This window comes from Enterobacter sp. Taxon_8 (assembly GCF_058354585.1).
Window position 1 is genome coordinate 1,308,190 of the sequence record NZ_CM177989.1, and the last position, 21,459, is coordinate 1,329,648.

Genomic DNA, 21,459 nt, shown 5'->3' on the forward strand with positions numbered 1-21,459 from the left:
CGCCACCGGGCCAAACCTCAGACAACCAGCCAGAAAATCGCCAGTGCAATCAGTAGCGCAATAAACATCAACCCCGGACGCGCGGAGAGCGTTCTGAAGGTTTCCACGACCGGCGCAAACAGCGGGCTGTAGATCGGCTGAATGTTTCTTACCTCCGGCACGCCGCCTTCACGCTCTGCGCGGCGAACGAAGATCTGGTTGAGCAGATCCTGCACCTGCGCGGTGGTCAGTACCGTCTGCGGCGTGGCCTGCCAGTTTTGCTGGGCGTAATCCCGAATCACCTCGAACTCGTGCGGCTCAAGCGGCTGTTTCAGCGCGGCCTGGACGGTATGCAGGGTAGGGGCGCTCTGGGTGCTGAGCGTCTGGCGCGCCTGAAGCCAGGTCACCAGATGAGTAAACTGTTTGGCCGGGATTAACTCACCCGCCTTCACGCCGGACAGCTCCAGCATGGATTGCCAGATAAGCTTCGTCGGCTCGCCGGTGGCCGCTGCCAGCTTCGTCACCATCTGCTTGAGCGTATTGTGCTCCGCGGGCAGCAGCGGACGCTCGGTCGCCGGGCGCACCTGTGGCTGCGGAATAGACAGCTCGTTATTCTGCAGCAGGGTCAGCACGGTTTTGAGCTGGTCGGGCGTCAGCTGGCCCAGCGCGGTCTGACCATACTGCTGGCGAATAAAATCACTTACCGCCTGGCGGTTATTTCCCTGACCCAGCAGCTCCGTCAGCTGAGAAACAATCTGGCGGGTGGTGTGGTTCTGCTGCGCGGTCGTAATACGCTGGTTCAGATTTTGTTCGGCCGCCGGGAAATGGCGCGACTGCAGCGGTGCGTCGTTTCTCACGCCTAAATCATGCTTTACCCCGGCCCAGACTTCCGCGTTCTGCTGCGAAGTCAGCGCAATCAGGCGCGTGATCAGTCGCTCCAGCACGGTGCGCTGTTGCGTGGATAGCGGTTGTTCACCGGCAACGTTTGGCGTGACCGGGCCTTCACCCGGAGGGCGTGGCGGCGTACCTGAAATGGGCTGCATCGTCAAAAATCCTTAAAGTCAAAACTCAGCGTAAACCTGGCAGACGTATATGCCTGGCGGCCAGATTATGGCACACTTGGCAGGTTTTCTTCCTCTCAAACAGGTACTCAGACGTGAAAATCCTCGTTGATGAAAATATGCCTTACGCCCGTGAGCTGTTTAGCCGCCTGGGTAACGTAAAGGCTGTTCCTGGTCGCCCGATCCCGGTCAACGAACTGGACGATGCCGACGCCCTGATGGTGCGCTCGGTGACCAAAGTAAATGAGGCGTTGCTCGCCGGTAAGGCGATTAAGTTCGTTGGGACCGCAACGGCAGGGACCGATCATGTGGATGATAAATGGCTGAAGCAGGCCGGAATCGGTTTTTCCGCCGCACCGGGCTGCAATGCCATTGCAGTCGTGGAATACGTTTTCTCCTCGCTGCTGATGCTGGCCGAGCGCGACGGTTTTGCGCTGAAAGACCGCACCGTGGGGATTGTCGGCGTGGGTAACGTCGGCGGGCGCCTGCAAAAGCGCCTGGAAGCGTTAGGGATCCGCACTCTGCTGTGCGATCCGCCGCGCAAAGACAACGGCGAGGACGGGGATTTCCGCTCGCTGGACGAGCTGGTTGAACAGTGTGACGTGCTGACGTTCCACACGCCGCTGTTTAAAGAGGGGCCGTATAAGTCGCTGCATCTTGCCGATGAGGCGCTCATTCGCCGTCTGAAGGCTGGCACTATTCTGATAAATGCCTGTCGTGGTCCGGTAGTCGATAACGCCGCCTTGCTGACGTGTCTGAACGAAGGACAAGATCTCAGCGTGGTGCTGGACGTCTGGGAGCCGGAGCCGGACCTCAACGTTGAGCTGCTTAACAAGGTGGACGTGGGCACCGCGCATATCGCCGGTTATACCCTCGAAGGGAAAGCCCGCGGCACGACGCAGGTCTTCGAGGCCTACAGCGCGTTTATCGGCCATCCGCAGCAGGTGGCGCTGGATACCTTACTCCCCGCACCTGAATTTGGCCGCATTACTCTCCACGGCCCGCTCGATCAGGCAACGCTGAAAAGGCTGGTGCATTTGGTGTATGATGTGCGCCGCGATGATGCGCTGCTGCGTAAAGTGGCGGGGATCCCGGGCGAGTTTGATAAGCTGCGCAAGAACTACGTTGAGCGCCGCGAGTGGTCTTCCCTGTATGTGATGTGCGACGACGCCCCGGCGGCGACGCTGCTGCACAAGCTGGGGTTTAACGCCGTTCATCACCCGGCGCATTAATGTCTTCTTAATGCTCCCTGTCGGATACTCCGACAGGGACGCTTTTTTATTTCTGGAGTAAACCACCATGTCTGAAGGCTGGAACATTGCCATTTTAGGTGCCACGGGTGCCGTGGGCGAAGCCCTGCTCGAAACGCTTGCTGAGCGTCAGTTCCCGGTGGGCGATATCTATGCGCTGGCGCGTACCGATAGCGCGGGTGAGCATCTGCGTTTTAACAGTAAATCCGTCATGGTTCAGGATGCGGCGGCGTTCGACTGGACGCAGGCGCAGCTGGCGTTTTTCGCTGCAGGTGCTGAAGCCACTGCGGCGTACGTTGAAGAGGCGACCAACGCAGGCTGCCTGGTGATTGACCTGAGCGGCCTGTTCTCCATGGAGCCGGATGTGCCGCTGGTGGTGCCGGACGTGAACACGTTTGTGCTGGCTGACTACCGCAACCGTAACGTCATTGCGGTGCCGAACAGCCTGACCAGCCAGCTGCTGACTGCACTGAAACCGCTGATCGACGACGGCGGCCTGTCGCGCATTACCGTCACCAGCCTGCTGTCGGCGTCCGCAAACGGCAAAAAGGCCGTTGACGCGCTGGCCGGGCAGAGCGCGAAGCTGCTGAACGGCATTCCAATTGATGAAGATGATTTCTTTGGCCGCCAGCTGGCGTTCAACATGCTGCCGCTATTGCCGGATCGCGAGGGCTCCGTGCGCGAAGAGCGCCGTATCGTCGATGAGGTGCGTAAAATTCTGCAGGACGATGGCCTGATGATCTCCGCAAGCGTCGTACAGTCCCCGGTCTTCTACGGTCATGCGCAGATGGTCGGCTTTGAAGCGCTGCGTCCGCTGGCTGCAGAAGAGGCGCGCGATGCGTTTGGCCGCGGGGAAGACATCGTCCTCTCTGAAGAGAGCGAGTTCCCGACCCAGGTAGGCGATGCTACCGGTAGCGCGCATCTTTCCGTTGGCTGCGTGCGTAACGACTACGGTATGCCGGAGCAGGTCCAGTTCTGGTCCGTTGCCGACAACGTTCGCTTCGGCGGCGCGCTGATGGCGGTCAAGATCGCTGAAAAACTGGTGCAGGAGTACCTGTACTGATGTCAGACGTGGAACAAACGCCGGTTCATAAAATTGCCCTCGGTATTGAATACGACGGCAGTAAATATTATGGCTGGCAGCGTCAAAATGAGGTGCGCAGCGTTCAGGAGAAGCTGGAGAAAGCGCTCTCTCAGGTGGCAAACGAGCCGATTAACGTCCTGTGCGCAGGCCGTACGGATGCCGGCGTTCACGGCACGGGGCAGGTGGTTCACTTTGAAACCACCGCCGTGCGTAAGGATGCCGCCTGGACGCTGGGCGTAAATGCGAATTTACCTGGTGACATTGCGGTGCGCTGGGTGAAAGCTGTGCCGGATGATTTTCACGCGCGCTTCAGCGCCACGGCGCGCCGTTACCGCTACGTCATCTACAACCAGCGCCTGCGTCCGGCTGTGTTGAGCCAGGGCGTGACGCATTTTTATGAACCGCTCGACGCAGAACGTATGCATCGCGCGGCGCAGTGTCTGATTGGTGAAAATGACTTTACGTCGTTTCGTGCGGTGCAGTGTCAATCCCGTACGCCGTGGCGCAACGTCATGCACATCAACGTCAGCCGTTTTGGCGCGTATGTGGTGGTGGATATCAAAGCCAATGCCTTTGTACATCATATGGTTCGGAATATTGTGGGCAGCCTGATGGAAGTAGGTGCCGGACACCAGCCGGAGAGCTGGATTGCAGACCTGCTGGCAGCGAAGGACAGAACGCTTGCGGCAGCCACGGCGAAAGCGGAAGGATTGTATCTGGTCTCAGTAGACTATCCGGAACGATTTGACCTGCCGAAACCGCCAATGGGCCCGCTGTTTTTAGCGGACTAAACAAAGGTGCAATAAGGGCTTAGACAATATGGACGTAATACGTTTTCTGATTGATTTCATTTTGCATATTGATGTTCACCTGGCGGAGCTGGTCGCGCAGTACGGCGTCTGGGTTTACGCCATTCTGTTCCTCATTCTGTTTTGTGAAACCGGTCTGGTCGTTACCCCATTCCTGCCAGGGGATTCACTGCTGTTCGTTGCCGGGGCGTTATCGGCGTTACCCACCAATGACCTGAACGTGCATCTTATGGTTGTGCTGATGGTAATTGCCGCCATTGTCGGTGATGCGGTCAACTATACGATTGGTCGCGTATTCGGTGAGCGGCTTTTCAGCAATCCGGATTCGAAAATTTTCCGTCGCAGCTATTTAGATAAAACCCATGCGTTTTATGAACGCCATGGCGGTAAAACCATTATCCTTGCGCGTTTTGTGCCTATTGTGCGCACATTTGCACCGTTTGTGGCGGGAATGGGACATATGTCCTATCGTCATTTTGCCATGTATAACGTCGTGGGGGCGCTGCTGTGGGTACTGCTGTTTACCTACGCAGGCTACCTGTTTGGCGATCTCCCTGTGGTTCAGGAAAACCTTAAGTTACTGATTGTAGCGATTATTGTGCTTTCCGTACTGCCTGGCGTTATCGAAATTATTCGTCACAAACGTGCGGCGGCAAAACAAGCGAAGTAAATGCACGCTGGCGGTTCGACCACTTTTTTATCCAAAGTTTCGGGCTGTTATGTTTTAATGTGCAACATTCATGGTCTGTTGGAGGCAAAAATGGCATTATTCGCCTCTTATAGCAAAACTGGCATACGACCAGGTTCAGGCAGAAAGGTTATCAATGAGCTGGATTGAACGAATTAAAAGCAACATTACCCCAACGCGCAAAGCGAGCATTCCTGAAGGGGTATGGACGAAGTGTGATAGCTGCGGTCAGGTTCTGTATCGCGCAGAGCTGGAACGCAACCTTGAGGTGTGTCCGAAGTGTGACCACCATATGCGTATGTCGGCGCGCAACCGCCTGCATAGCCTGCTGGACGAAGGTTCTCTGGTAGAACTGGGCAGCGAGCTTGAGCCAAAAGACGTGCTGAAGTTCCGCGATTCCAAGAAATATAAAGATCGTCTGGCCTCCGCACAGAAAGAGACCGGCGAGAAAGACGCGCTGGTCGTCATGAAAGGCACCCTGCATGGGATGCCGGTTGTTGCCGCTGCGTTTGAGTTCTCCTTTATGGGCGGCTCAATGGGCTCCGTGGTCGGTGCGCGCTTTGTGCGTGCCGTTGAGCAGGCGCTGGAAGATAACTGTCCGCTGATCTGCTTCTCTGCCTCCGGCGGTGCACGTATGCAGGAAGCGCTGATGTCTCTGATGCAGATGGCTAAAACCTCAGCAGCGCTGGCGAAGATGCAGGAACGCGGTCTGCCGTACATCTCCGTGCTGACCGACCCAACCATGGGCGGCGTCTCCGCGAGCTTCGCGATGCTGGGCGACCTGAACGTCGCTGAGCCAAAAGCGCTGATCGGCTTTGCGGGTCCTCGCGTTATCGAGCAGACCGTTCGTGAAAAACTGCCGCCGGGCTTCCAGCGCAGTGAGTTCCTCATCGAGAAAGGCGCCATCGACATGATCGTCCGCCGTCCGGAAATGCGCCTGAAGCTGGCGAGCATCCTGGCGAAGCTGATGAATCTGCCAGCGCCAAACCCGGATGAGCCGCGCGAAGGCGTGGTGGTACCGGATCAGGAACCCGAGGCCTGATAACTGAAAAGGGCAGGGCCGGTTGGCGCTGCCCTTTTGCTTTCTAATCTGTTAATGACAACCGGGCATTATGGAAAATAAAAGCATTCCCCAAGCCACGTCGCCCCTGGCCGCGTGGCTTTCTTATCTGGAAAACCTGCACAGTAAAACCATCGATATGGGGCTTGAACGGGTGAGCCAGGTTGCCGCGCGTCTTGATGTGCTCAAACCGGCACCTTTCGTGTTCACCGTCGCAGGGACCAACGGTAAAGGCACGACCTGCCGCACGCTGGAGTCCGTCCTGATGTCGGCCGGTTACAGGGTAGGCGTTTATAGCTCTCCACACCTGGTCCGCTACACCGAGCGGGTTCGCGTGCAAAATCGCGAACTGCCGGAATCCGCGCATACGGCGTCGTTCGCGGAAATTGAAGCCGCGCGCGGCGAGATCTCATTAACCTATTTTGAATACGGCACCCTGTCGGCCCTGTGGCTGTTTAAACAGGCGCAGCTGGATGTGGTGATCCTTGAGGTTGGCCTCGGCGGACGTCTTGATGCAACCAATATCGTGAATGCAGATGTGGCGGTGGTTACCAGCATCGCGCTGGATCATATCGACTGGCTGGGTCCGGATCGTGAAAGCATTGGCCGCGAGAAGGCCGGTATTTTCCGTGCAAATAAACCCGCCGTGGTCGGCGAGCCGGATATGCCACACACCATTGCAGACGTAGCAAATGAGAAGGGCGCGCGTCTGCTGCGCCGCGGCGTTGACTGGCAGTATGAAGTGCGTGACAACGCCTGGTGCTTTAGCGACGCGCAGGGGGCACTGGATAACTTGCCGTTGCCGCAGGTTCCGCAGCCGAACGCGGCCACCGCGCTGGCGGCACTGCGCGCCAGCGGATTGGTGGTGAGCGAGCAGGCAATCCGCAACGGCATTCAGAGCGCAATTCTGCCCGGGCGTTTCCAGATTGTCAGCGAGTCACCGCGCCTGATTCTGGACGTGGCGCATAACCCGCATGCGGCGGCGTATCTCGCGGGACGTCTCAAATCGTTACCAAAAACCGGGCGCGTGCTGGCGGTTATCGGTATGCTTCATGATAAAGATATCGGCGGGACGCTGGCCTGCATGGAGAGTGTGGTCGATAGCTGGTATTGTGCTCCTCTGGAGGGGCCGCGCGGCGCGAAGGCCGAGCAGCTGATGGAACATCTCGGCAAAGGCGCAATCTACAGTAGCGTGGCTCAGGCCTGGCATGCCGCGATGGCGGATGCTAAACCAGAAGATACCGTGCTGGTGTGTGGTTCATTCCACACGGTGGCACATGTCATGGAAGTGATGGACGCGGGGAGAACCGGTGGCGAGTAAGTTTCAGAACCGTTTAACAGGAACCATTGTGCTGGTCGCGCTCGGGGTGATTATTCTTCCCGGGCTGCTCGACGGGCAGAAAAAGCATTATCAGGATGAGTTTGCCGCTATTCCGCTGGTGCCTAAACCGGGTGACCGCGATGAGCCGGATATGCTGCCCGCGGCGACGCAGGCGCTCCCTGCTCAGCCACCGGAAGGGGCGGCGGAAGAGGTGCGCGCGGGCGATGCCGCAGCACCGTCGCTCGATCCGTCTCGCCTGGCGGCAGCGAGCAGCAGCGATATCGATCCGGTGCCGGTAGAGCAGCCTAAACCGGTTGAAAAACCGAAGCCGGTTGAGAAGCCGCAGCCGAAACCGCAGCGCGATAAAACGGCAGAACAGCTCGCCGCGGCGTCAGAAACCCCACCGCCAGCAAAACCGGCGCAGCAGGAAGCTGCTGCCCCAACGGGTAAAGCCTACGTGGTGCAGCTCGGTGCGCTGAAAAACGCCGACAAAGTCAACGAGGTCGTGAGCAAACTGAGAAGTGCGGGATACCGTGTTTACACTTCACCTTCCACGCCGGTGCAGGGTAAAATTACCCGTATCCTCGTGGGGCCAGAAGCGTCTAAAGACAAACTGAAAGGGTCGCTGGGTGAGCTGAAGCAGATCTCCGGCCTGAGCGGTGTGGTGATGGGCTACAGCGCAAACTAAGTACGACCTGCTCCTTTAAGAGAGAGGCGATAAGCCACGGCGTTGAACATTTTTTCAGCGCCTTTTTTATTTACGCGCGGGAAGGAAATCCCTACGCAAACGTTTTCTTTTTCTGTTAGAATTCGCCCCGAACTGGATGACAGGGCGTTTAATCGTGGGACACATATGGTCTGGATTGATTACGCCATCATAGCGGTGATTGGTTTTTCCTGTCTGGTTAGCCTGATCCGTGGCTTTGTTCGTGAAGCGTTATCGCTGGTGACTTGGGGTTGTGCTTTCTTTGTCGCCAGTCATTACTACACTTACCTGTCTGTCTGGTTCACGGGCTTTGAAGATGAACTGGTCCGAAACGGAATTGCCATCGCGGTGCTGTTTATCGCAACGCTGATTGTCGGCGCTATCGTGAATTACGTGATAGGTCAGCTGGTCGAGAAAACCGGTCTGTCAGGAACGGACAGGGTGCTCGGGATCTGTTTCGGAGCGTTGCGAGGCGTGCTGATTGTGGCCGCGATCCTGTTCTTCCTGGATACCTTCACCGGGTTCTCCAAAAGCGAAGACTGGCAGAAATCGCAGCTCATTCCAGAGTTCAGCTTCATCATCAGATGGTTCTTTGACTATCTGCAAAGCTCGTCGAGTTTTTTGCCCAGGGCATAAACCCTGAGATGTGGCTTAACGAGGAAAAGACGAATGTGCGGTATTGTCGGTATCGCCGGTTTCATGCCGGTAAACCAGTCGATTTATGACGCGTTAACGGTGCTTCAGCACCGTGGGCAGGATGCTGCGGGTATCATCACCATTGATGCAAACAACTGCTTCCGTTTACGCAAGGCGAATGGCCTGGTAAACGATGTGTTTGAAGCCCGCCATATGCAGCGTCTGCAAGGTAATATGGGGATCGGTCACGTTCGTTATCCTACTGCTGGCAGTTCCAGCGCCTCCGAGGCACAGCCTTTCTACGTCAACTCACCGTATGGCATCACCCTTGCCCATAACGGCAACCTGACGAACGCACATGAGCTGCGTAAAAAGCTGTTCGAAGAGAAACGTCGCCACATTAACACCACCTCTGATTCTGAAATCCTGCTCAATGTGTTTGCCAGCGAGCTGGATAACTTCCGTCACTACCCGCTGGAAGCAGACAACATCTTTGCCGCGATTGCCGCGACAAACCGTCAGATCCGCGGCGCGTACGCCTGCGTTGCGATGATCATCGGTCACGGTATGGTCGCCTTCCGCGATCCAAACGGCATTCGTCCGCTGGTGCTCGGTAAGCGCGACCTTGGCGATGGCCGTACTGAATATATGGTTGCCTCTGAAAGCGTGGCGCTGGATACCCTGGGCTTCGAATTCCTGCGCGACGTTGCGCCGGGCGAAGCGGTCTACATCACCGAGAAGGGTCAGCTGTTTACCCGCCAGTGTGCCGATAACCCGGTCAGTAACCCGTGCCTGTTTGAATACGTTTACTTTGCCCGTCCGGATTCCTTCATCGACAAGATTTCCGTCTACAGCGCGCGCGTCAACATGGGCACCAAGCTGGGCGAGAAGATTGCCCGCGAGTGGGACGATCTCGAAATCGACGTGGTTATTCCTATCCCGGAAACCTCCTGCGATATCGCGCTGGAGATCGCCCGCATTCTGGATAAGCCATACCGTCAGGGCTTCGTGAAGAACCGCTACGTTGGCCGCACGTTTATCATGCCGGGGCAGCATCTGCGCCGTAAGTCCGTGCGCCGCAAGCTGAACGCCAACCGCGCGGAGTTCCGCGACAAGAACGTTCTGCTGGTGGATGACTCCATCGTTCGCGGCACCACCTCTGAGCAGATTATCGAGATGGCGCGCGAAGCGGGTGCGAAGAAAGTCTACCTGGCCTCTGCTGCGCCGGAGATTCGCTTCCCGAACGTGTACGGTATTGATATGCCAACCGCCAACGAGCTGATCGCTCACGGTCGTGAAGTGGATGAAATTCGCCAGATCATCGGTGCCGACGGCCTGATTTTCCAGGATCTGAACGATCTCATCGACGCGGTGCGTGCCGAGAATCCGGAAATTCAGCAGTTTGAATGCTCCGTGTTTAACGGTATTTACGTGACCAAAGACGTTGACCAGCAGTACCTCGACTATCTTGATTCACTGCGCAACGACGACGCCAAAGCCGTCCAGCTGCAGAACGATCTCGAAAGCTTAGAGATGCACAACGAAGGTTGATGCTCCGGCAGGTGAGGGCGAATGCCCTCACTTGCAACTCCCCGCAAAATCCTGCACAGTCTGCCCTGAAATCAGTAAGGGCAAAAATCATGAAACGACTCATTGTTGGGCTCAGCGGCGCCAGCGGCGCGATTTACGGCGTACGTTTGTTACAGGTTCTGCGTAGCGTGGCGGACGTCGAAACCCATCTGGTGATGAGCCAGGCGGCGCGGCAGACCCTCTCTCTGGAAACCGATCTCTCCCTGCGCGATGTTCAGGCGCTGGCGGATGTCGTTCACGATGCCCGTGATATCGCTGCCAGCATCTCCTCAGGCTCGTTTAAAACGGCCGGCATGGTTATCCTGCCCTGTTCAATTAAAACGCTCTCCGGCATTGTGAACAGCTATACGGACACCCTGGTGACGCGCGCGGCGGATGTGGTGCTGAAGGAGCGGCGTCCCCTGGTGCTGTGCGTGCGGGAAACGCCGCTGCACCTGGGCCATCTGCGCTTAATGACGCAGGCTGCGGAGCTGGGGGCTGTCATCATGCCGCCGGTACCCGCGTTCTATCATCGCCCGACCTCGCTGAATGACGTGATTAATCAGACCGTTAACCGCGTGCTGGATCAGTTTGACATCGACCTGCCCGAAGATCTCTTCAGCCGCTGGCAGGGAGCCTGAATCTGTGCACAAAACAGGTGCATGAAAAGACAAGTTGCCCTGTTTCAGGGCAATTATGCAACGGCGATCATATCCTCGACATTTAATTCGTTTTTTCCCTTTTTCTCTTTCCGGTTCGTTCGGCAGACCTGCTATCTTTCACCATTAAGGCAATATCGCAACGTTTTATTAACATATTTAACGTCGAAGTTTTGACCAGACGGCAATGTGGCATAAGACCTGCAAGATGAAGCCTGCAACACAACACACAACACAATACATAATAAAATCACGGTACTTGAGGGTAAATGTATGAAGAAGACGGTTCTGGCTCTGTCTTTGCTCGTGGGGTTAAGTGCGGCAGCAGGTAGCTACGCAGCGCTTCCACAGACGGTTCGTATCGGTACAGACGCAACCTACGCGCCATTCTCTTCCAAGGATGCGAAAGGTGATTTCGTAGGGTTTGATATCGATCTGGGTAATGAAATGTGCAAGCGCATTGCGGTGAAATGCACATGGGTGGGCAGCGACTTTGACGCGTTAATCCCGTCGCTGAAAGCCAAGAAAATTGACGCCATTATCTCTTCTCTCTCCATCACCGAAAAACGTCAGCAGGAGATTGCCTTCTCTGACAAGCTCTACGCCGCGGATTCTCGCCTGATTGCGCCGAAAGGCTCCCCGATTAAGCCCACCATCGACTCTCTGAAGGGCAAACACGTCGGCGTGCTTCAGGGCTCGACGCAGGAAGGCTATGCCAATGCTAACTGGCGTGAGAAGGGCGTAGACGTGGTGGCTTACCAGAACCAGGATCTGATTTACTCTGACCTGGCGGCAGGCCGTCTGGATGCTGCATTCCAGGATGAAGTCGCCGCGAGCGAAGGCTTCCTGAAGCAGCCTGCGGGCAAAGAATTCGCGTTTGCTGGCCCGTCTGTAAAAGACAAAAAGTACTTTGGTGACGGCACCGGTATTGGCCTGCGTAAGGATGATACCGAGCTGAAAGCCGCCTTCGACAAAGCCTTTGCAGAGCTGCGTAAAGACGGTACTTACGACAAACTGGCGAAGAAATACTTCGACTTCAACGTATACGGTGAATAACACCTGGCGGTAACGCACCGGAGAGGTGCGTTGCGGGAGCGGTTGACCCAATACAGTGCGTTAAATGCACTGTATTGGATCGCTTTGTGCATACTTACGCATTTATAATGCAAAAATTCCCGCCTGAAGGGCATTAGTCTTTGCCTGGCAGAGGGGATTAATGGCACATTAGCACCACCCCGTCGTCGTAAAAATCCCGTATGAAGACAGTTTGTTGAGGATAAATATGAAAAAACTCGTGTTGTCACTATCTCTGGTACTGGCCTTTTCCAGCGCCACCGCGGCATTCGCAGCCATTCCGCAGAAAATCCGAATTGGTACCGATCCAACCTATGCGCCGTTCGAATCGAAGAATTCAAAGGGTGAACTGGTCGGTTTTGACATCGATCTGGCCAACGAGCTGTGCAAACGCATCAAAGCACAGTGTACCTACGTTGAGAACCCGCTGGATGCGCTGATCCCGTCCCTGAAAGCGAAAAAAATCGACGTAATCATGTCCTCGCTCTCCATCACCGAAAAACGCCAGCAGGAGATTGCCTTCACCGACAAACTCTATGCGGCCGATTCACGTCTGGTGGTAGCTAAAGCTTCTGACATTCAGCCAACGCTGGAGTCGCTAAAAGGCAAACGCGTCGGCGTGCTGCAGGGCACCACGCAGGAAACCTACGGCAACGAACACTGGGCGCCGAAGGGGATTGAAATCGTCTCCTATCAGGGCCAGGAAAATATCTACGCTGACCTGACGGCAGGCCGAATTGATGCGGCATTCCAGGACGAAGTCGCGGCAAGCGAAGGCTTCCTGAAAACGCCGGTGGGTAAAGATTACAAGTTTGGCGGCCCGTCCATTAAGGACGTGAAGTTGTTTGGTGTGGGCACCGGTATGGGCCTGCGCAAAGAAGACAACGAGCTGCGTGAGGCGCTGAACAAAGCGTTCGCTGAAATGCGTGCTGACGGTACCTACGACAAGCTGGCGAAAAAGTACTTTGATTTTAATGTTTACGGCGGCTAATCGCCCCGTCAAATAACGTGCGGCCCCTCCCGCTGCGGGAGGGGAAAAGACACGGTTCCACCACTCACGATACGACAGGGCTCGCGGTATGCTGTACGGATTTTCTGGCGTTATTTTACAGGGCGCGCTTGTCACCCTTGAGCTGGCTATCAGCTCCGTGGTGCTGGCGGTGCTGATAGGTCTGGCAGGCGCAGGGGCGAAGCTTTCGGCTAACAAACCGCTGGCGCTGATTTTTGAAGGCTACACCACGCTTATTCGCGGCGTTCCCGATCTGGTGCTGATGCTGCTTATCTTTTACGGTCTGCAGATTGCGCTGAACAGCGTAACGGACGCGATGGGCATGGGACAAATTGATATCGATCCAATGGTGGCCGGTATTATTACCCTCGGTTTTATCTACGGCGCCTACTTCACCGAAACCTTCCGCGGCGCCTACATGGCCGTGCCGAAAGGCCACATTGAGGCGGCAACCGCATTTGGTTTTACCTCTTCACAAACGTTTCGTCGGATTATGTTCCCGGCCATGATGCGCTATGCGCTCCCGGGCATCGGCAACAACTGGCAGGTTATCCTTAAAGCCACGGCGCTGGTCTCGCTGCTCGGTCTGGAAGACGTCGTGAAAGCGACTCAGCTGGCGGGCAAGAGCACCTGGGAGCCGTTCTACTTTGCGGTGGTCTGCGGCGTGATCTATCTGGTCTTTACGACCGTCTCCAATGGTGTGCTGCTTCTTCTCGAGCGTCGCTACTCCGTGGGTGTGAAGAGGGCTGACCTGTGATTGAGATTATTCAGGAATACTGGAAATCGCTGCTGTGGACAGATGGCTACCGCTTTACCGGCGTGGCGATTACCCTCTGGCTGCTGATCTCCTCCGTGGTGATGGGCGGTATTCTGGCGGTGTTTCTCGCCATTGGCCGCGTGTCGAACAATAAATTCATCCAGTTCCCGATCTGGCTGTTCACCTACGTATTTCGCGGTACGCCGCTGTACGTGCAGCTGCTGGTGTTCTATTCGGGGATGTATACGCTTGAGATCGTAAAAGGCACTGAGATGCTGAATGCGTTCTTCCGCAGCGGTCTGAACTGTACGGTGCTGGCGTTGACGCTCAACACCTGCGCCTACACCACCGAGATTTTCGCGGGGGCGATTCGTTCGGTTCCATACGGTGAGATAGAAGCTGCGCGGGCCTACGGCTTCTCGTCGGTGAAACTCTACCGCTGCATCATTCTGCCGTCGGCCCTGCGTATTGCGTTACCGGCGTACAGTAATGAAGTGATTTTGATGCTGCACTCCACCGCGCTCGCTTTTACCGCGACGGTGCCGGATCTGCTCAAAATCGCGCGCGATATTAACTCCGCGACCTATCAGCCGTTTACCGCGTTTGGCATTGCGGCGGTGCTCTATTTAATTATCTCTTATGTTCTGATTAGCCTGTTCCGTAAGGCTGAAAAACGCTGGTTGCAGCATATAAAACCTTCTTCGACGCACTGAGAAAGATGATGGCTGAGAACAAATTAAACGTTATTGATTTGCACAAACGCTACGGCGAACATGAAGTGCTGAAAGGGGTGTCGCTGCAGGCAAATGCTGGCGACGTAATCAGTATCATCGGCTCATCCGGCTCGGGGAAAAGTACCTTCCTGCGCTGCATTAACTTCCTCGAAAAGCCGAGCGAAGGCTCGATTGTGGTGAGCGGGCAGAATATTAACCTGGTCCGTGACAAAGACGGACAGCTGAAGGTTGCGGATAAAAATCAGCTACGCCTGCTGCGTACCCGCCTGACGATGGTTTTTCAGCACTTCAACCTCTGGAGCCACATGACGGTGCTGGAGAACGTGATGGAAGCGCCGGTTCAGGTGCTGGGCCTGAGCAAGCATGAAGCTCGCGAGCGCGCGGTGAAATACCTGGCGAAAGTGGGCATCGACGAGCGCCAGCAGATGAAATACCCGGTGCATCTCTCCGGCGGTCAGCAGCAGCGTGTCTCCATCGCACGCGCGCTGGCGATGGAACCCGAGGTGCTGCTGTTCGACGAACCGACCTCCGCGCTGGACCCCGAACTCGTTGGCGAAGTGCTGCGCATCATGCAGAAGCTGGCCGAAGAGGGCAAAACGATGGTGGTGGTGACGCACGAGATGGGCTTCGCCCGTAACGTCTCGAACCACGTTATCTTCCTGCATCAGGGGAAAATTGAAGAGCAGGGGCACCCGGACGAAGTGCTGGCGAACCCGCAAAGCCCGCGTTTGCAACAGTTCCTGAAGGGGTCGTTGAAGTAGATTTTGTCTTTCCCCTCTCCCTGTGGGAGAGGGGCGAGGTGAGGGCATCAGGCCGCACCGCACTCCAACCTGTACACCCAGTCGTCATAGCGCACGCCGTCAATCTCATACGCCTTTTCCAGCACCTGCGTACGCACGAACCCGACTTTCTCCAGCACCCGCACCGACCCGCCGTTGTCCGCCAGGACATACGCGTTAATCGCTTTCACGCCGGTCTGGTTGAACGCATAATCACACACCGCGCGCAGCGCCTCGCTGGCGATACCTTTCCCTTGCGCGGCAGGTACAACCGTATAGCCGATATCCGCCTCTTCACGATTCTCTGCGCTGATTTGCAGGCCGATATCGCCCAGCGGCGTATCATCATTCCGGGAGCGAATGACAAACACATGAGCAGCAGCGAGTCGCGCGGCAAACACGCGTCGATTCTCTTTTTCCGGCGCGATGGCGGCCATGTAGCGCATGATACTGCGATCTTCTCGTAGCGAGCGGAAGAAGGCCCAGTCAGTGGGTTCGAAAGGGGTGAGGTAAAGCCGGGGTGTGGTGATGGTTGCCATTGTTACGCCATATCTTCGGAACACGGCCTGTCACTGTACCATATTCACCGCACCACATCCCCCAGCGCCTCTTCTAATTCATACCAGCGGAACGCAAACCCGGCCGCTTCCAGCCGTTTGGGCAGTGCCCGCTGCCCGCCTAATACCAGAACAGACGCTTCACCCATCATCAGGCGAATAACCGTCGCAGGCACGCGCAAAATTGCCGGACGGTGCAGGGCATGCCCCAGCGCGTGGGCAAACTGTTCATTACGCACCGGATACGGCGCAACCATATTGAACGGCCCGCGCAGATCGTTATCCAGCAGCCAGAGAATCCCGTTGACCATATCGTCGATATGGATCCAGGCCAGGTACTGACGACCATTACCGATGGGGCCACCGAGTCCGAGCCGGAAAGGGGGAAGCATCTTAGCCAGAATGCCGCCTTTCGGCGCGAGAACGACACCGGTCCGCAGCAGGCAGACGCGGGTCCGCTCGCTCTGCGCCGCGCAGGCGATACGCTCCCACTGGGCGCAGAGCTTATGGGTAAACTCGTTATGGGGCGGCTCTTCCTCGGTTACAACCACCTCGCCAAGATCGCCGTAGTAGCCCACTGCGGAACCCGAAATCAGCACCGAAGGCGGCGTGCGGCTATTGCGGATCAGCTCGACCAGCTTTTCGGTGATGTTCCACCGGCTGCTGCACAACAGCTGTTTTTGCTCTTCCGTCCAGCGCTTATCGGCGATGGGTTCACCCGCGAGGTTAATGACGGCGTCGAAGCCGTCCAGATTTTGCTGCTCGGCCAGATTTTTCCAGATATCAACACCTGCCCCCAGCACCTGGCGCGCTTTCTCCGGGCTGCGCGTGACCACGGTAATGTCGTGATGCAAGGCCTGCAGACGCGCAATGAGGTGACGACCAATCAGGCCTGTACCGCCGGTCAGCAAAATCTTCATACAACCTCCAGGTTTACGCCTGGCGCCGCCAGCTTAACGTCATGGAGACGGAATCGGCGTAGCGCAGGGCGTGAAGTTTATCGATCTCAACTTCAGCATAAGTGACCCAGTGATGTTCGCGTGCGATATCGAGCACATCCTGAGTTAATTTTTCCAGCAGAGAAAAGCGGTTATTCTCAACGTACTGGATGATGTTTTTGGTGATTGTGCGGTAGTTCAGCGCGTCGTTGATGTCTTCGCTGGCCCGCGCTTTGTCTGCGGGGTAGTGAATTACCACGTTAATGACAATATCCTGACGGTTGGCGATCTCTTCCTCTTTGATGCCGATGAAGGTACGCAGGCGTAAATTTTTTATGCGAATAATAGCGTCTGGCTGTGACATTGCAGGTCTTCTCCGTGTCAGTATTTCCTGCCCATAATACATGAGAGCTTCACAGGCACCCAGCCTCATACCGGGTTAAATTTGCTGGATTTTTTGCATCGCCCGCTCGGTCGCCGGGCGGGTCCGGATGCGCTCAAACCAGTTGTTCACCGCCGGGTAAGCGGCCAGGTCAATGCGGTGTTTTTCATGCGTATTCACCCACGGCCAGCAGGCGATATCGGCAATACTGTAATGATCGCCCCCGAGCCACGGCGTTTTCTTCAGCCGACGGTTCAGAACGTCATAGAGCCGTTGAGTCTCAACCTGATAGCGTTCTATCGCGTAAGGAATAGGCTGCGGGGCGTAAGCGGTAAAATGATGATTTTGTCCCAGCATGGGGCCCAGCCCGCTTGCCTGCCAGAAAAGCCATTGCAGGGTATGGTGACGCTCGCGCAGTTCGCCGCTCAGCAGCTTGCCGGTTTTCTCCGCCAGATAGAGCAAAATTTCACCGGATTCAAACAGGCTCAATGGTCTGCCCCCGTCCGCCGGCTGGTTATCAATAATGGCCGGGATTTTATTATTCGGCGAGATAGCCAGAAAGAGAGGGCTGAACTGTTCGCCTTTGCTGATATCCACGCGAATGATCCTGTAATCCAGCTCGGCTTCTTCAAGAAAGAGGGTGATCTTATGGCCGTTTGGGGTAGGGGCGTAATAAAGGTCGATCATTCTCAACTCCTGTCCATGCGAATAGTGGTGCCATGACAAATGAGTATAGGTGGTTGTTGTAAATCGTGAGTTTTCATCAAGTGACAGCGAGGCAAAGAGATTATATGTTGAGTAAAAACCGATCAGCCTATGAGGATGTTATGAACCAGCCCGTCATCACGTTGTGGTCCGATGCGAATTTCTTTTCTCCCTATGTTATGAGCGTATACGTTGCGCTGGCCGAAAAAGGGCTCACCTTTACGCTGAAGACCGTTGATCTCGACGGCGGTGAACATCTCAAACCACAGTGGCAGGGTTACGACCTGACCCGACGCGTGCCGGTGCTGGAGATTGACGGTTTTGCCCTGAGCGAATCGTCGGCGATCGATGAGTATCTGGAAGATCGGTTCGCCCCCCCGGAGTGGGAACGTATCTATCCTCACGATCTGCAAAAGCGCGCGCGGGCGCGGCAGATCCAGGCGTGGCTGCGTAGCGATCTGGTGCCGATTCGCGTCGAACGCTCGACGGACGTCGTGTTTGCCGGGGTGAAAAAGCCGGCGCTGAGCGCAGAAGGTGTAGAAAGCGCGAAGAAACTGATTGAAACCGCCACCTCGCTGCTTGCCCATGGCAACCCGAATCTTTTTGGCGAGTGGTGCATTGCCGACGCCGATCTGGCGTTGATGCTAAACCGCCTGATCCTCAACGGTGATGAGGTGCCGCAGCTGCTGGTGGATTATGCTACGTTTCAGTGGCAGCGTGCCTCCGTGCAGCGCTATGTGGCACTCTCGGCTAAGCGCGCGGGCTGATAAGCCCAGACGCTTAAGGTATGATGGGGGCAGTCTGTTTTACCGAGGTGTGACTGATGAAACTGATGTTTGCGTCGGATATCCATGGATCGCTGCCCGCAACCGAGCGTGTCCTTTCCCTGTTTGAGAAAAGCAGTGCACAGTGGCTGATTATTTTGGGCGACGTGCTGAATCACGGCCCGCGCAACGCGCTGCCGGAAGGCTATGACCCTGCGCGGGTCGCGGAAAAACTCAACCCGTATGCCTCGCGCATCATCGCCGTTCGCGGCAACTGTGACAGCGAAGTGGACCAGATGCTGCTGCATTTTCCCATTACCGCGCCGTGGCAGCAGGTGCTGCTCGAACAACACCGCCTGTTCCTGACCCACGGACATCTTTTCAGCCCGGATAATCTCCCGGCTCTCGCGGCTGGCGATGTCCTGGTTTACGGTCATACTCATATTCCGGTTGCGGAAAAACGCGGTGAGATTTATCACTTTAATCCGGGCTCGGTCAGCATCCCAAAAGGCGGATATCCTGCGAGCTACGGCATGCTGGAAGGAAATACCCTGAGCGTTATCGCACTTAATGATCAGCAAGTTATTGCGCAGGTAGCGATTAATCCGTAAGTTACACCTCAACTGCAAACGCGCCGAAAGAGCGCTTAGAAGAGAAGGTTTCCCGATGGTGGAGCAGAGTCATTTGGCAAGTACAGAGTGGGTTGACATTGTCAGCGAAGAGAATGAAGTGATCGCGCAGGCCAGCCGCGAACAAATGCGTGCGGAGCGTCTGCGTCACCGCGCAACGTACATCGTTGTGCATGACGGTATGGGCAAAATTCTGGTCCAGCGCCGCACGAACACCAAAGATTTTCTCCCGGGTATGCTGGATGCCACCGCAGGCGGTGTCGTCCAGGCGGATGAGGTCCTGCTGGATTCTGCGCGTCGTGAAGCGGAAGAAGAATTAGGCATCGCCGGCGTGCCGTTTGCCGAGCACGGTCAGTTCTATTTCGAAGACGAAAACTGTCGCGTCTGGGGCGGGCTGTTTAGCTGCGTTTCTCACGGCCCGTTTGCCCTGCAGGAAGAAGAGGTGAGTGAAGTCTGCTGGATGACGCCGGAAGAAATTACCGCGCGTTGCGACGAGTTTACGCCGGATTCATTAAAAGCGCTGGCGCTGTGGATGACCCGCAACGCCAAAAACGAATCGACCAAATCAGAGAAAGAGGAAGAGGCTGAGTAAGCTTCAGCAACTCTCTCTCAGACACAGACTGGACGCGATGGGCTTTTGATCGCGCCAGTCGCCGCCAATCAGTCGCTCCAGTAGTGCTTTCCCGGCTTCAACTCCAATCTTACGATGCGGCACCGCCATCGTCGTCAGCGGCGGCTGACAGACGCGGCTCACGTCGCTATCGCCAAACCCTACCACTGCCAGATCGTCCGGCACTTTGATTCGCCTGCGCTGGCACTCGTATAGCGCGCCGCAGGCCAGCTCGTCAGAGACGCATACCAGCGCATCCAGCTCCGGCCACGCCAGCAGGAACTCGGGCAGCTGCGCCGCGCCGGTCGAGAAGCTCGGCGGCATCGCCGCGTTAATGACCCGGTTCGGCGACATATGGTGGCGAAGCATGGCCTTGTACCAGCCCTGCAGATGCTGCTGGAAAATCCACTGCTCCTGGTTGGCGCACAGGAGGCCAATATTTTGGTAGCCGCGCTTAATCACCATTTCCGTGAGCTCATACATGGCCGCTACGTTATCAATCCCGATATTCATATCAATCGGGTCGGCGCGCATGGCGCCCATCTCCATCACCGGAATAGAGGCGTTTTTCAGCCAGTGGCGAACGGTATCGGTATGTTCAACGCTGAGCAGGATAGCGGCGGCAATGTTCGACGCCAGCAGCGTCTCCAGCAGTTTCTCCTCCTGCTCCAGGCGATGCTGGGATTCTGCCAGCATGATCTGATACCCGGCAGGCTGCAGCACCTGCTGTAGCCCGGCGAACATCTCCGAGCAGCCGGCTTCGGAGAGGTTGGGCACCACCATGGCTATTGTCCACGACGACGCCGAGGCAAGCGCGCTGGCGGCAAGATTAGGCATATAACCCAGCTCCTGCACGGCAGCTTCAATTTTTTCTCGTAGTTTATCGGAAACCTGTTCGGGCGTGCGGAGTGCACGGGACACGGTCATCGTGCCCACACCGGCAAGCTGTGCGACATCGGCGAGTGTCACTTTACCAGTACTGCGCCGTTTTCGGGTTAGAGACATACACCTTCCTGCTGACCAGACGCGTTCTTCATTTCCTTCGCTTCACGTGACAGGCAGTATACGCCTTAAATCCCTTTTTTTGCTGTGATTTAGCGCCGTGAATGTAATTTGATAGCGCTATCACATTTCTGCATGTTAACGATTGGTAGCGCTATCTTTGTGATCCCGATCGCAGTCATCCAGCGATGTGTTGAATAAAGTTTGCTCATCTTTAGCGTGTCGCGGGAGTAAAAAGTGCTCAAAAAATGGATATATGATACAACCATCACGCTGCAGGATAGCGTGGAAAACTGGCCGCAGGCGCTGGAGCTGTGCGCGAAGCCGCTGCTGGATTTGCAGGTGATTGAGCCTGAATACGTCACGGCCATCATTCAGCAGCACCACACGTTAGGACCTTATTATGTGCTGGCACCAGGGCTGGCGATGCCGCATGCGCGGCCGGAGGAAGGCGCCAAAGGACTGGGGTTGTCGTTATTAAAACTAAAACAGGGCGTCTCGTTTGGTGCCGGTGAGTTTGACCCTGTCGATGTGATTATCATGCTCGCGGCACCGGACAAACATAGCCATATTGAAATGATATCCGGACTCGCGGAATTATTTTCCAGCGACGAGGATATGGAGAAACTGCATCAGGCGAATACGCGGGAGGAAATTAAAACAATTATTAACCGCTTCTGATTTAATTCTGTAATCC

Annotated in this window: 25 protein-coding genes; 19 read left to right on the plus strand and 6 right to left on the minus strand. The window is 56.1% G+C overall.

Annotated features, from left to right (window positions below):
- Positions 1-17: 17 nt before the first annotated feature.
- A complete protein-coding gene (gene flk, locus AC4IBF_RS06225; RefSeq protein ID WP_045402671.1) occupies positions 18-1,022 on the minus strand; it encodes a flagella biosynthesis regulator Flk in 1,005 nt (334 codons plus the stop codon).
- Positions 1,023-1,135: 113 nt separating this feature from the next.
- Here flk and pdxB point away from each other — a divergent pair, with 113 nt between their 5' ends.
- The 15 genes from pdxB to hisP all read left to right on the plus strand — a co-directional run bounded on the left by pdxB (position 1,136) and on the right by hisP (position 15,157).
- Positions 1,136-2,272 carry a 4-phosphoerythronate dehydrogenase PdxB gene (gene pdxB, locus AC4IBF_RS06230; protein WP_111965253.1) on the plus strand — a complete coding sequence of 379 codons (1,137 nt, stop codon included), beginning with the start codon at positions 1,136-1,138 and terminating at the stop codon, positions 2,270-2,272.
- A 67-nt stretch (positions 2,273-2,339) separates the two neighbouring features.
- A complete protein-coding gene (locus AC4IBF_RS06235) occupies positions 2,340-3,353 on the plus strand; it encodes an aspartate-semialdehyde dehydrogenase (RefSeq protein ID WP_491463206.1) in 1,014 nt (337 codons plus the stop codon).
- Positions 3,353-4,165, plus strand: coding sequence for a tRNA pseudouridine(38-40) synthase TruA (gene truA, locus AC4IBF_RS06240; RefSeq protein WP_111965254.1), 813 nt, complete (start codon positions 3,353-3,355; stop codon positions 4,163-4,165). The genes AC4IBF_RS06235 and truA overlap by 1 nt, the downstream gene beginning before the upstream one ends.
- Before the next feature lie 28 nt (positions 4,166-4,193).
- Positions 4,194-4,853: a DedA family protein gene (locus AC4IBF_RS06245; RefSeq protein ID WP_008502599.1), complete on the plus strand. Its 660-nt coding sequence runs from the start codon at positions 4,194-4,196 to the stop codon at positions 4,851-4,853.
- Between the two features lie 154 nt (positions 4,854-5,007).
- Positions 5,008-5,913, plus strand: coding sequence for an acetyl-CoA carboxylase, carboxyltransferase subunit beta (accD, locus tag AC4IBF_RS06250; protein ID WP_111965256.1), 906 nt, complete (start codon positions 5,008-5,010; stop codon positions 5,911-5,913).
- Positions 5,914-5,983: 70 nt separating this feature from the next.
- On the plus strand, positions 5,984-7,252 hold the full coding sequence (folC, locus tag AC4IBF_RS06255) for a bifunctional tetrahydrofolate synthase/dihydrofolate synthase (RefSeq protein ID WP_491463207.1): 1,269 nt from the start codon (positions 5,984-5,986) through the stop codon (positions 7,250-7,252).
- Positions 7,242-7,940, plus strand: coding sequence for a cell division protein DedD (gene dedD, locus AC4IBF_RS06260; protein WP_045402682.1), 699 nt, complete (start codon positions 7,242-7,244; stop codon positions 7,938-7,940). Before folC ends, dedD begins: the two co-directional genes overlap by 11 nt.
- A 165-nt stretch (positions 7,941-8,105) precedes the next feature.
- Positions 8,106-8,594 (plus strand): colicin V production protein, encoded by a 489-nt coding sequence (gene cvpA, locus AC4IBF_RS06265; protein WP_000262116.1) that lies wholly within the window; start codon positions 8,106-8,108, stop codon positions 8,592-8,594.
- A gap of 33 nt (positions 8,595-8,627) precedes the next feature.
- Positions 8,628-10,145, plus strand: coding sequence for an amidophosphoribosyltransferase (gene purF / locus AC4IBF_RS06270; protein ID WP_139963160.1), 1,518 nt, complete (start codon positions 8,628-8,630; stop codon positions 10,143-10,145).
- An 89-nt stretch (positions 10,146-10,234) separates the two neighbouring features.
- Positions 10,235-10,804 carry a UbiX family flavin prenyltransferase gene (locus AC4IBF_RS06275; RefSeq protein ID WP_136195498.1) on the plus strand — a complete coding sequence of 190 codons (570 nt, stop codon included), beginning with the start codon at positions 10,235-10,237 and terminating at the stop codon, positions 10,802-10,804.
- Positions 10,805-11,095: 291 nt separating this feature from the next.
- The gene (gene argT / locus AC4IBF_RS06280; protein ID WP_023616063.1) at positions 11,096-11,878 is read left to right on the plus strand and encodes a lysine/arginine/ornithine ABC transporter substrate-binding protein ArgT; all 783 of its coding nucleotides are present in this window, start codon (positions 11,096-11,098) and stop codon (positions 11,876-11,878) included.
- A gap of 226 nt (positions 11,879-12,104) precedes the next feature.
- Positions 12,105-12,887 carry a histidine ABC transporter substrate-binding protein HisJ gene (hisJ, locus tag AC4IBF_RS06285; protein ID WP_023336423.1) on the plus strand — a complete coding sequence of 261 codons (783 nt, stop codon included), beginning with the start codon at positions 12,105-12,107 and terminating at the stop codon, positions 12,885-12,887.
- Between the two features lie 88 nt (positions 12,888-12,975).
- Positions 12,976-13,662: a histidine ABC transporter permease HisQ gene (locus tag AC4IBF_RS06290; RefSeq protein WP_014832782.1), complete on the plus strand. Its 687-nt coding sequence runs from the start codon at positions 12,976-12,978 to the stop codon at positions 13,660-13,662.
- The gene (locus AC4IBF_RS06295) at positions 13,659-14,375 is read left to right on the plus strand and encodes an ABC transporter permease (protein ID WP_008502590.1); all 717 of its coding nucleotides are present in this window, start codon (positions 13,659-13,661) and stop codon (positions 14,373-14,375) included. Before AC4IBF_RS06290 ends, AC4IBF_RS06295 begins: the two co-directional genes overlap by 4 nt.
- 8 nt (positions 14,376-14,383) lie before the next feature.
- Entirely contained in the window at positions 14,384-15,157 is a 774-nt protein-coding gene (gene hisP, locus AC4IBF_RS06300; protein ID WP_014832781.1) for a histidine ABC transporter ATP-binding protein HisP, read from the plus strand.
- Between the two features lie 47 nt (positions 15,158-15,204).
- Here the strand turns inward: hisP and AC4IBF_RS06305 are convergent, their stop codons facing one another.
- The 4 genes from AC4IBF_RS06305 to yfcG form a co-directional block, all read right to left on the minus strand.
- A complete protein-coding gene (locus AC4IBF_RS06305; RefSeq protein ID WP_133294862.1) occupies positions 15,205-15,714 on the minus strand; it encodes a GNAT family N-acetyltransferase in 510 nt (169 codons plus the stop codon).
- Between the two features lie 44 nt (positions 15,715-15,758).
- Positions 15,759-16,652, minus strand: a complete 894-nt coding sequence (locus AC4IBF_RS06310) for a TIGR01777 family oxidoreductase (protein ID WP_133294861.1) — start codon at positions 16,650-16,652, stop codon at positions 15,759-15,761.
- Between the two features lie 13 nt (positions 16,653-16,665).
- Positions 16,666-17,034, minus strand: coding sequence for a dihydroneopterin triphosphate 2'-epimerase (gene folX, locus AC4IBF_RS06315; RefSeq protein WP_023312555.1), 369 nt, complete (start codon positions 17,032-17,034; stop codon positions 16,666-16,668).
- A gap of 75 nt (positions 17,035-17,109) precedes the next feature.
- Positions 17,110-17,739 carry a GSH-dependent disulfide bond oxidoreductase gene (gene yfcG / locus AC4IBF_RS06320; protein ID WP_023312554.1) on the minus strand — a complete coding sequence of 210 codons (630 nt, stop codon included), beginning with the start codon at positions 17,737-17,739 and terminating at the stop codon, positions 17,110-17,112.
- Positions 17,740-17,879: 140 nt separating this feature from the next.
- On the opposite strand from yfcG, the gene yfcF reads away from it, so the two are divergent.
- From yfcF to yfcD, 3 genes are read left to right on the plus strand one after another with little or no spacing between them, the layout of a single operon-like run.
- Positions 17,880-18,524, plus strand: coding sequence for a glutathione transferase (gene yfcF, locus AC4IBF_RS06325; RefSeq protein ID WP_491463208.1), 645 nt, complete (start codon positions 17,880-17,882; stop codon positions 18,522-18,524).
- 56 nt (positions 18,525-18,580) lie between these two features.
- Positions 18,581-19,132 carry a phosphodiesterase gene (gene yfcE / locus AC4IBF_RS06330; RefSeq protein WP_143345350.1) on the plus strand — a complete coding sequence of 184 codons (552 nt, stop codon included), beginning with the start codon at positions 18,581-18,583 and terminating at the stop codon, positions 19,130-19,132.
- A gap of 55 nt (positions 19,133-19,187) precedes the next feature.
- The gene (gene yfcD, locus AC4IBF_RS06335) at positions 19,188-19,742 is read left to right on the plus strand and encodes an NUDIX hydrolase YfcD (RefSeq protein ID WP_127731796.1); all 555 of its coding nucleotides are present in this window, start codon (positions 19,188-19,190) and stop codon (positions 19,740-19,742) included.
- Between the two features lie 3 nt (positions 19,743-19,745).
- Here yfcD and AC4IBF_RS06340 read toward each other — a convergent pair whose 3' ends face one another.
- Positions 19,746-20,765: a LacI family DNA-binding transcriptional regulator gene (locus AC4IBF_RS06340; protein WP_133294858.1), complete on the minus strand. Its 1,020-nt coding sequence runs from the start codon at positions 20,763-20,765 to the stop codon at positions 19,746-19,748.
- Positions 20,766-20,999: 234 nt separating this feature from the next.
- On the opposite strand from AC4IBF_RS06340, the gene AC4IBF_RS06345 reads away from it, so the two are divergent.
- The gene (locus AC4IBF_RS06345; protein ID WP_136195494.1) at positions 21,000-21,443 is read left to right on the plus strand and encodes a PTS sugar transporter subunit IIA; all 444 of its coding nucleotides are present in this window, start codon (positions 21,000-21,002) and stop codon (positions 21,441-21,443) included.
- The last annotated feature ends 16 nt before the right edge of the window (positions 21,444-21,459 follow it).

Excerpts from the sequence above, each read along its gene's own strand:
- truA (WP_111965254.1), top strand. The coding sequence starts at position 3,353 with ATGTCAGACGTGGAACAAACGCCGGTTCATAAAATTGCCCTCGGTATT.
- flk (WP_045402671.1), bottom strand. The coding sequence starts at position 1,022 with ATGCAGCCCATTTCAGGTACGCCGCCACGCCCTCCGGGTGAAGGCCCG.
- folX (WP_023312555.1), bottom strand. The coding sequence starts at position 17,034 with ATGTCACAGCCAGACGCTATTATTCGCATAAAAAATTTACGCCTGCGT.
- purF (WP_139963160.1), top strand. The coding sequence starts at position 8,628 with ATGTGCGGTATTGTCGGTATCGCCGGTTTCATGCCGGTAAACCAGTCG.
- AC4IBF_RS06310 (WP_133294861.1), bottom strand. The coding sequence starts at position 16,652 with ATGAAGATTTTGCTGACCGGCGGTACAGGCCTGATTGGTCGTCACCTC.
- folC (WP_491463207.1), top strand. The coding sequence starts at position 5,984 with ATGGAAAATAAAAGCATTCCCCAAGCCACGTCGCCCCTGGCCGCGTGG.
- yfcE (WP_143345350.1), top strand. The coding sequence starts at position 18,581 with ATGAAACTGATGTTTGCGTCGGATATCCATGGATCGCTGCCCGCAACC.
- yfcF (WP_491463208.1), top strand. The coding sequence starts at position 17,880 with ATGAACCAGCCCGTCATCACGTTGTGGTCCGATGCGAATTTCTTTTCT.
- AC4IBF_RS06275 (WP_136195498.1), top strand. The coding sequence starts at position 10,235 with ATGAAACGACTCATTGTTGGGCTCAGCGGCGCCAGCGGCGCGATTTAC.
- cvpA (WP_000262116.1), top strand. The coding sequence starts at position 8,106 with ATGGTCTGGATTGATTACGCCATCATAGCGGTGATTGGTTTTTCCTGT.
- AC4IBF_RS06340 (WP_133294858.1), bottom strand. The coding sequence starts at position 20,765 with ATGTCTCTAACCCGAAAACGGCGCAGTACTGGTAAAGTGACACTCGCC.
- AC4IBF_RS06245 (WP_008502599.1), top strand. The coding sequence starts at position 4,194 with ATGGACGTAATACGTTTTCTGATTGATTTCATTTTGCATATTGATGTT.
- AC4IBF_RS06235 (WP_491463206.1), top strand. The coding sequence starts at position 2,340 with ATGTCTGAAGGCTGGAACATTGCCATTTTAGGTGCCACGGGTGCCGTG.
- hisP (WP_014832781.1), top strand. The coding sequence starts at position 14,384 with ATGGCTGAGAACAAATTAAACGTTATTGATTTGCACAAACGCTACGGC.
- AC4IBF_RS06290 (WP_014832782.1), top strand. The coding sequence starts at position 12,976 with ATGCTGTACGGATTTTCTGGCGTTATTTTACAGGGCGCGCTTGTCACC.
- argT (WP_023616063.1), top strand. The coding sequence starts at position 11,096 with ATGAAGAAGACGGTTCTGGCTCTGTCTTTGCTCGTGGGGTTAAGTGCG.
- accD (WP_111965256.1), top strand. The coding sequence starts at position 5,008 with ATGAGCTGGATTGAACGAATTAAAAGCAACATTACCCCAACGCGCAAA.
- yfcD (WP_127731796.1), top strand. The coding sequence starts at position 19,188 with ATGGTGGAGCAGAGTCATTTGGCAAGTACAGAGTGGGTTGACATTGTC.
- AC4IBF_RS06305 (WP_133294862.1), bottom strand. The coding sequence starts at position 15,714 with ATGGCAACCATCACCACACCCCGGCTTTACCTCACCCCTTTCGAACCC.
- yfcG (WP_023312554.1), bottom strand. The coding sequence starts at position 17,739 with ATGATCGACCTTTATTACGCCCCTACCCCAAACGGCCATAAGATCACC.
- hisJ (WP_023336423.1), top strand. The coding sequence starts at position 12,105 with ATGAAAAAACTCGTGTTGTCACTATCTCTGGTACTGGCCTTTTCCAGC.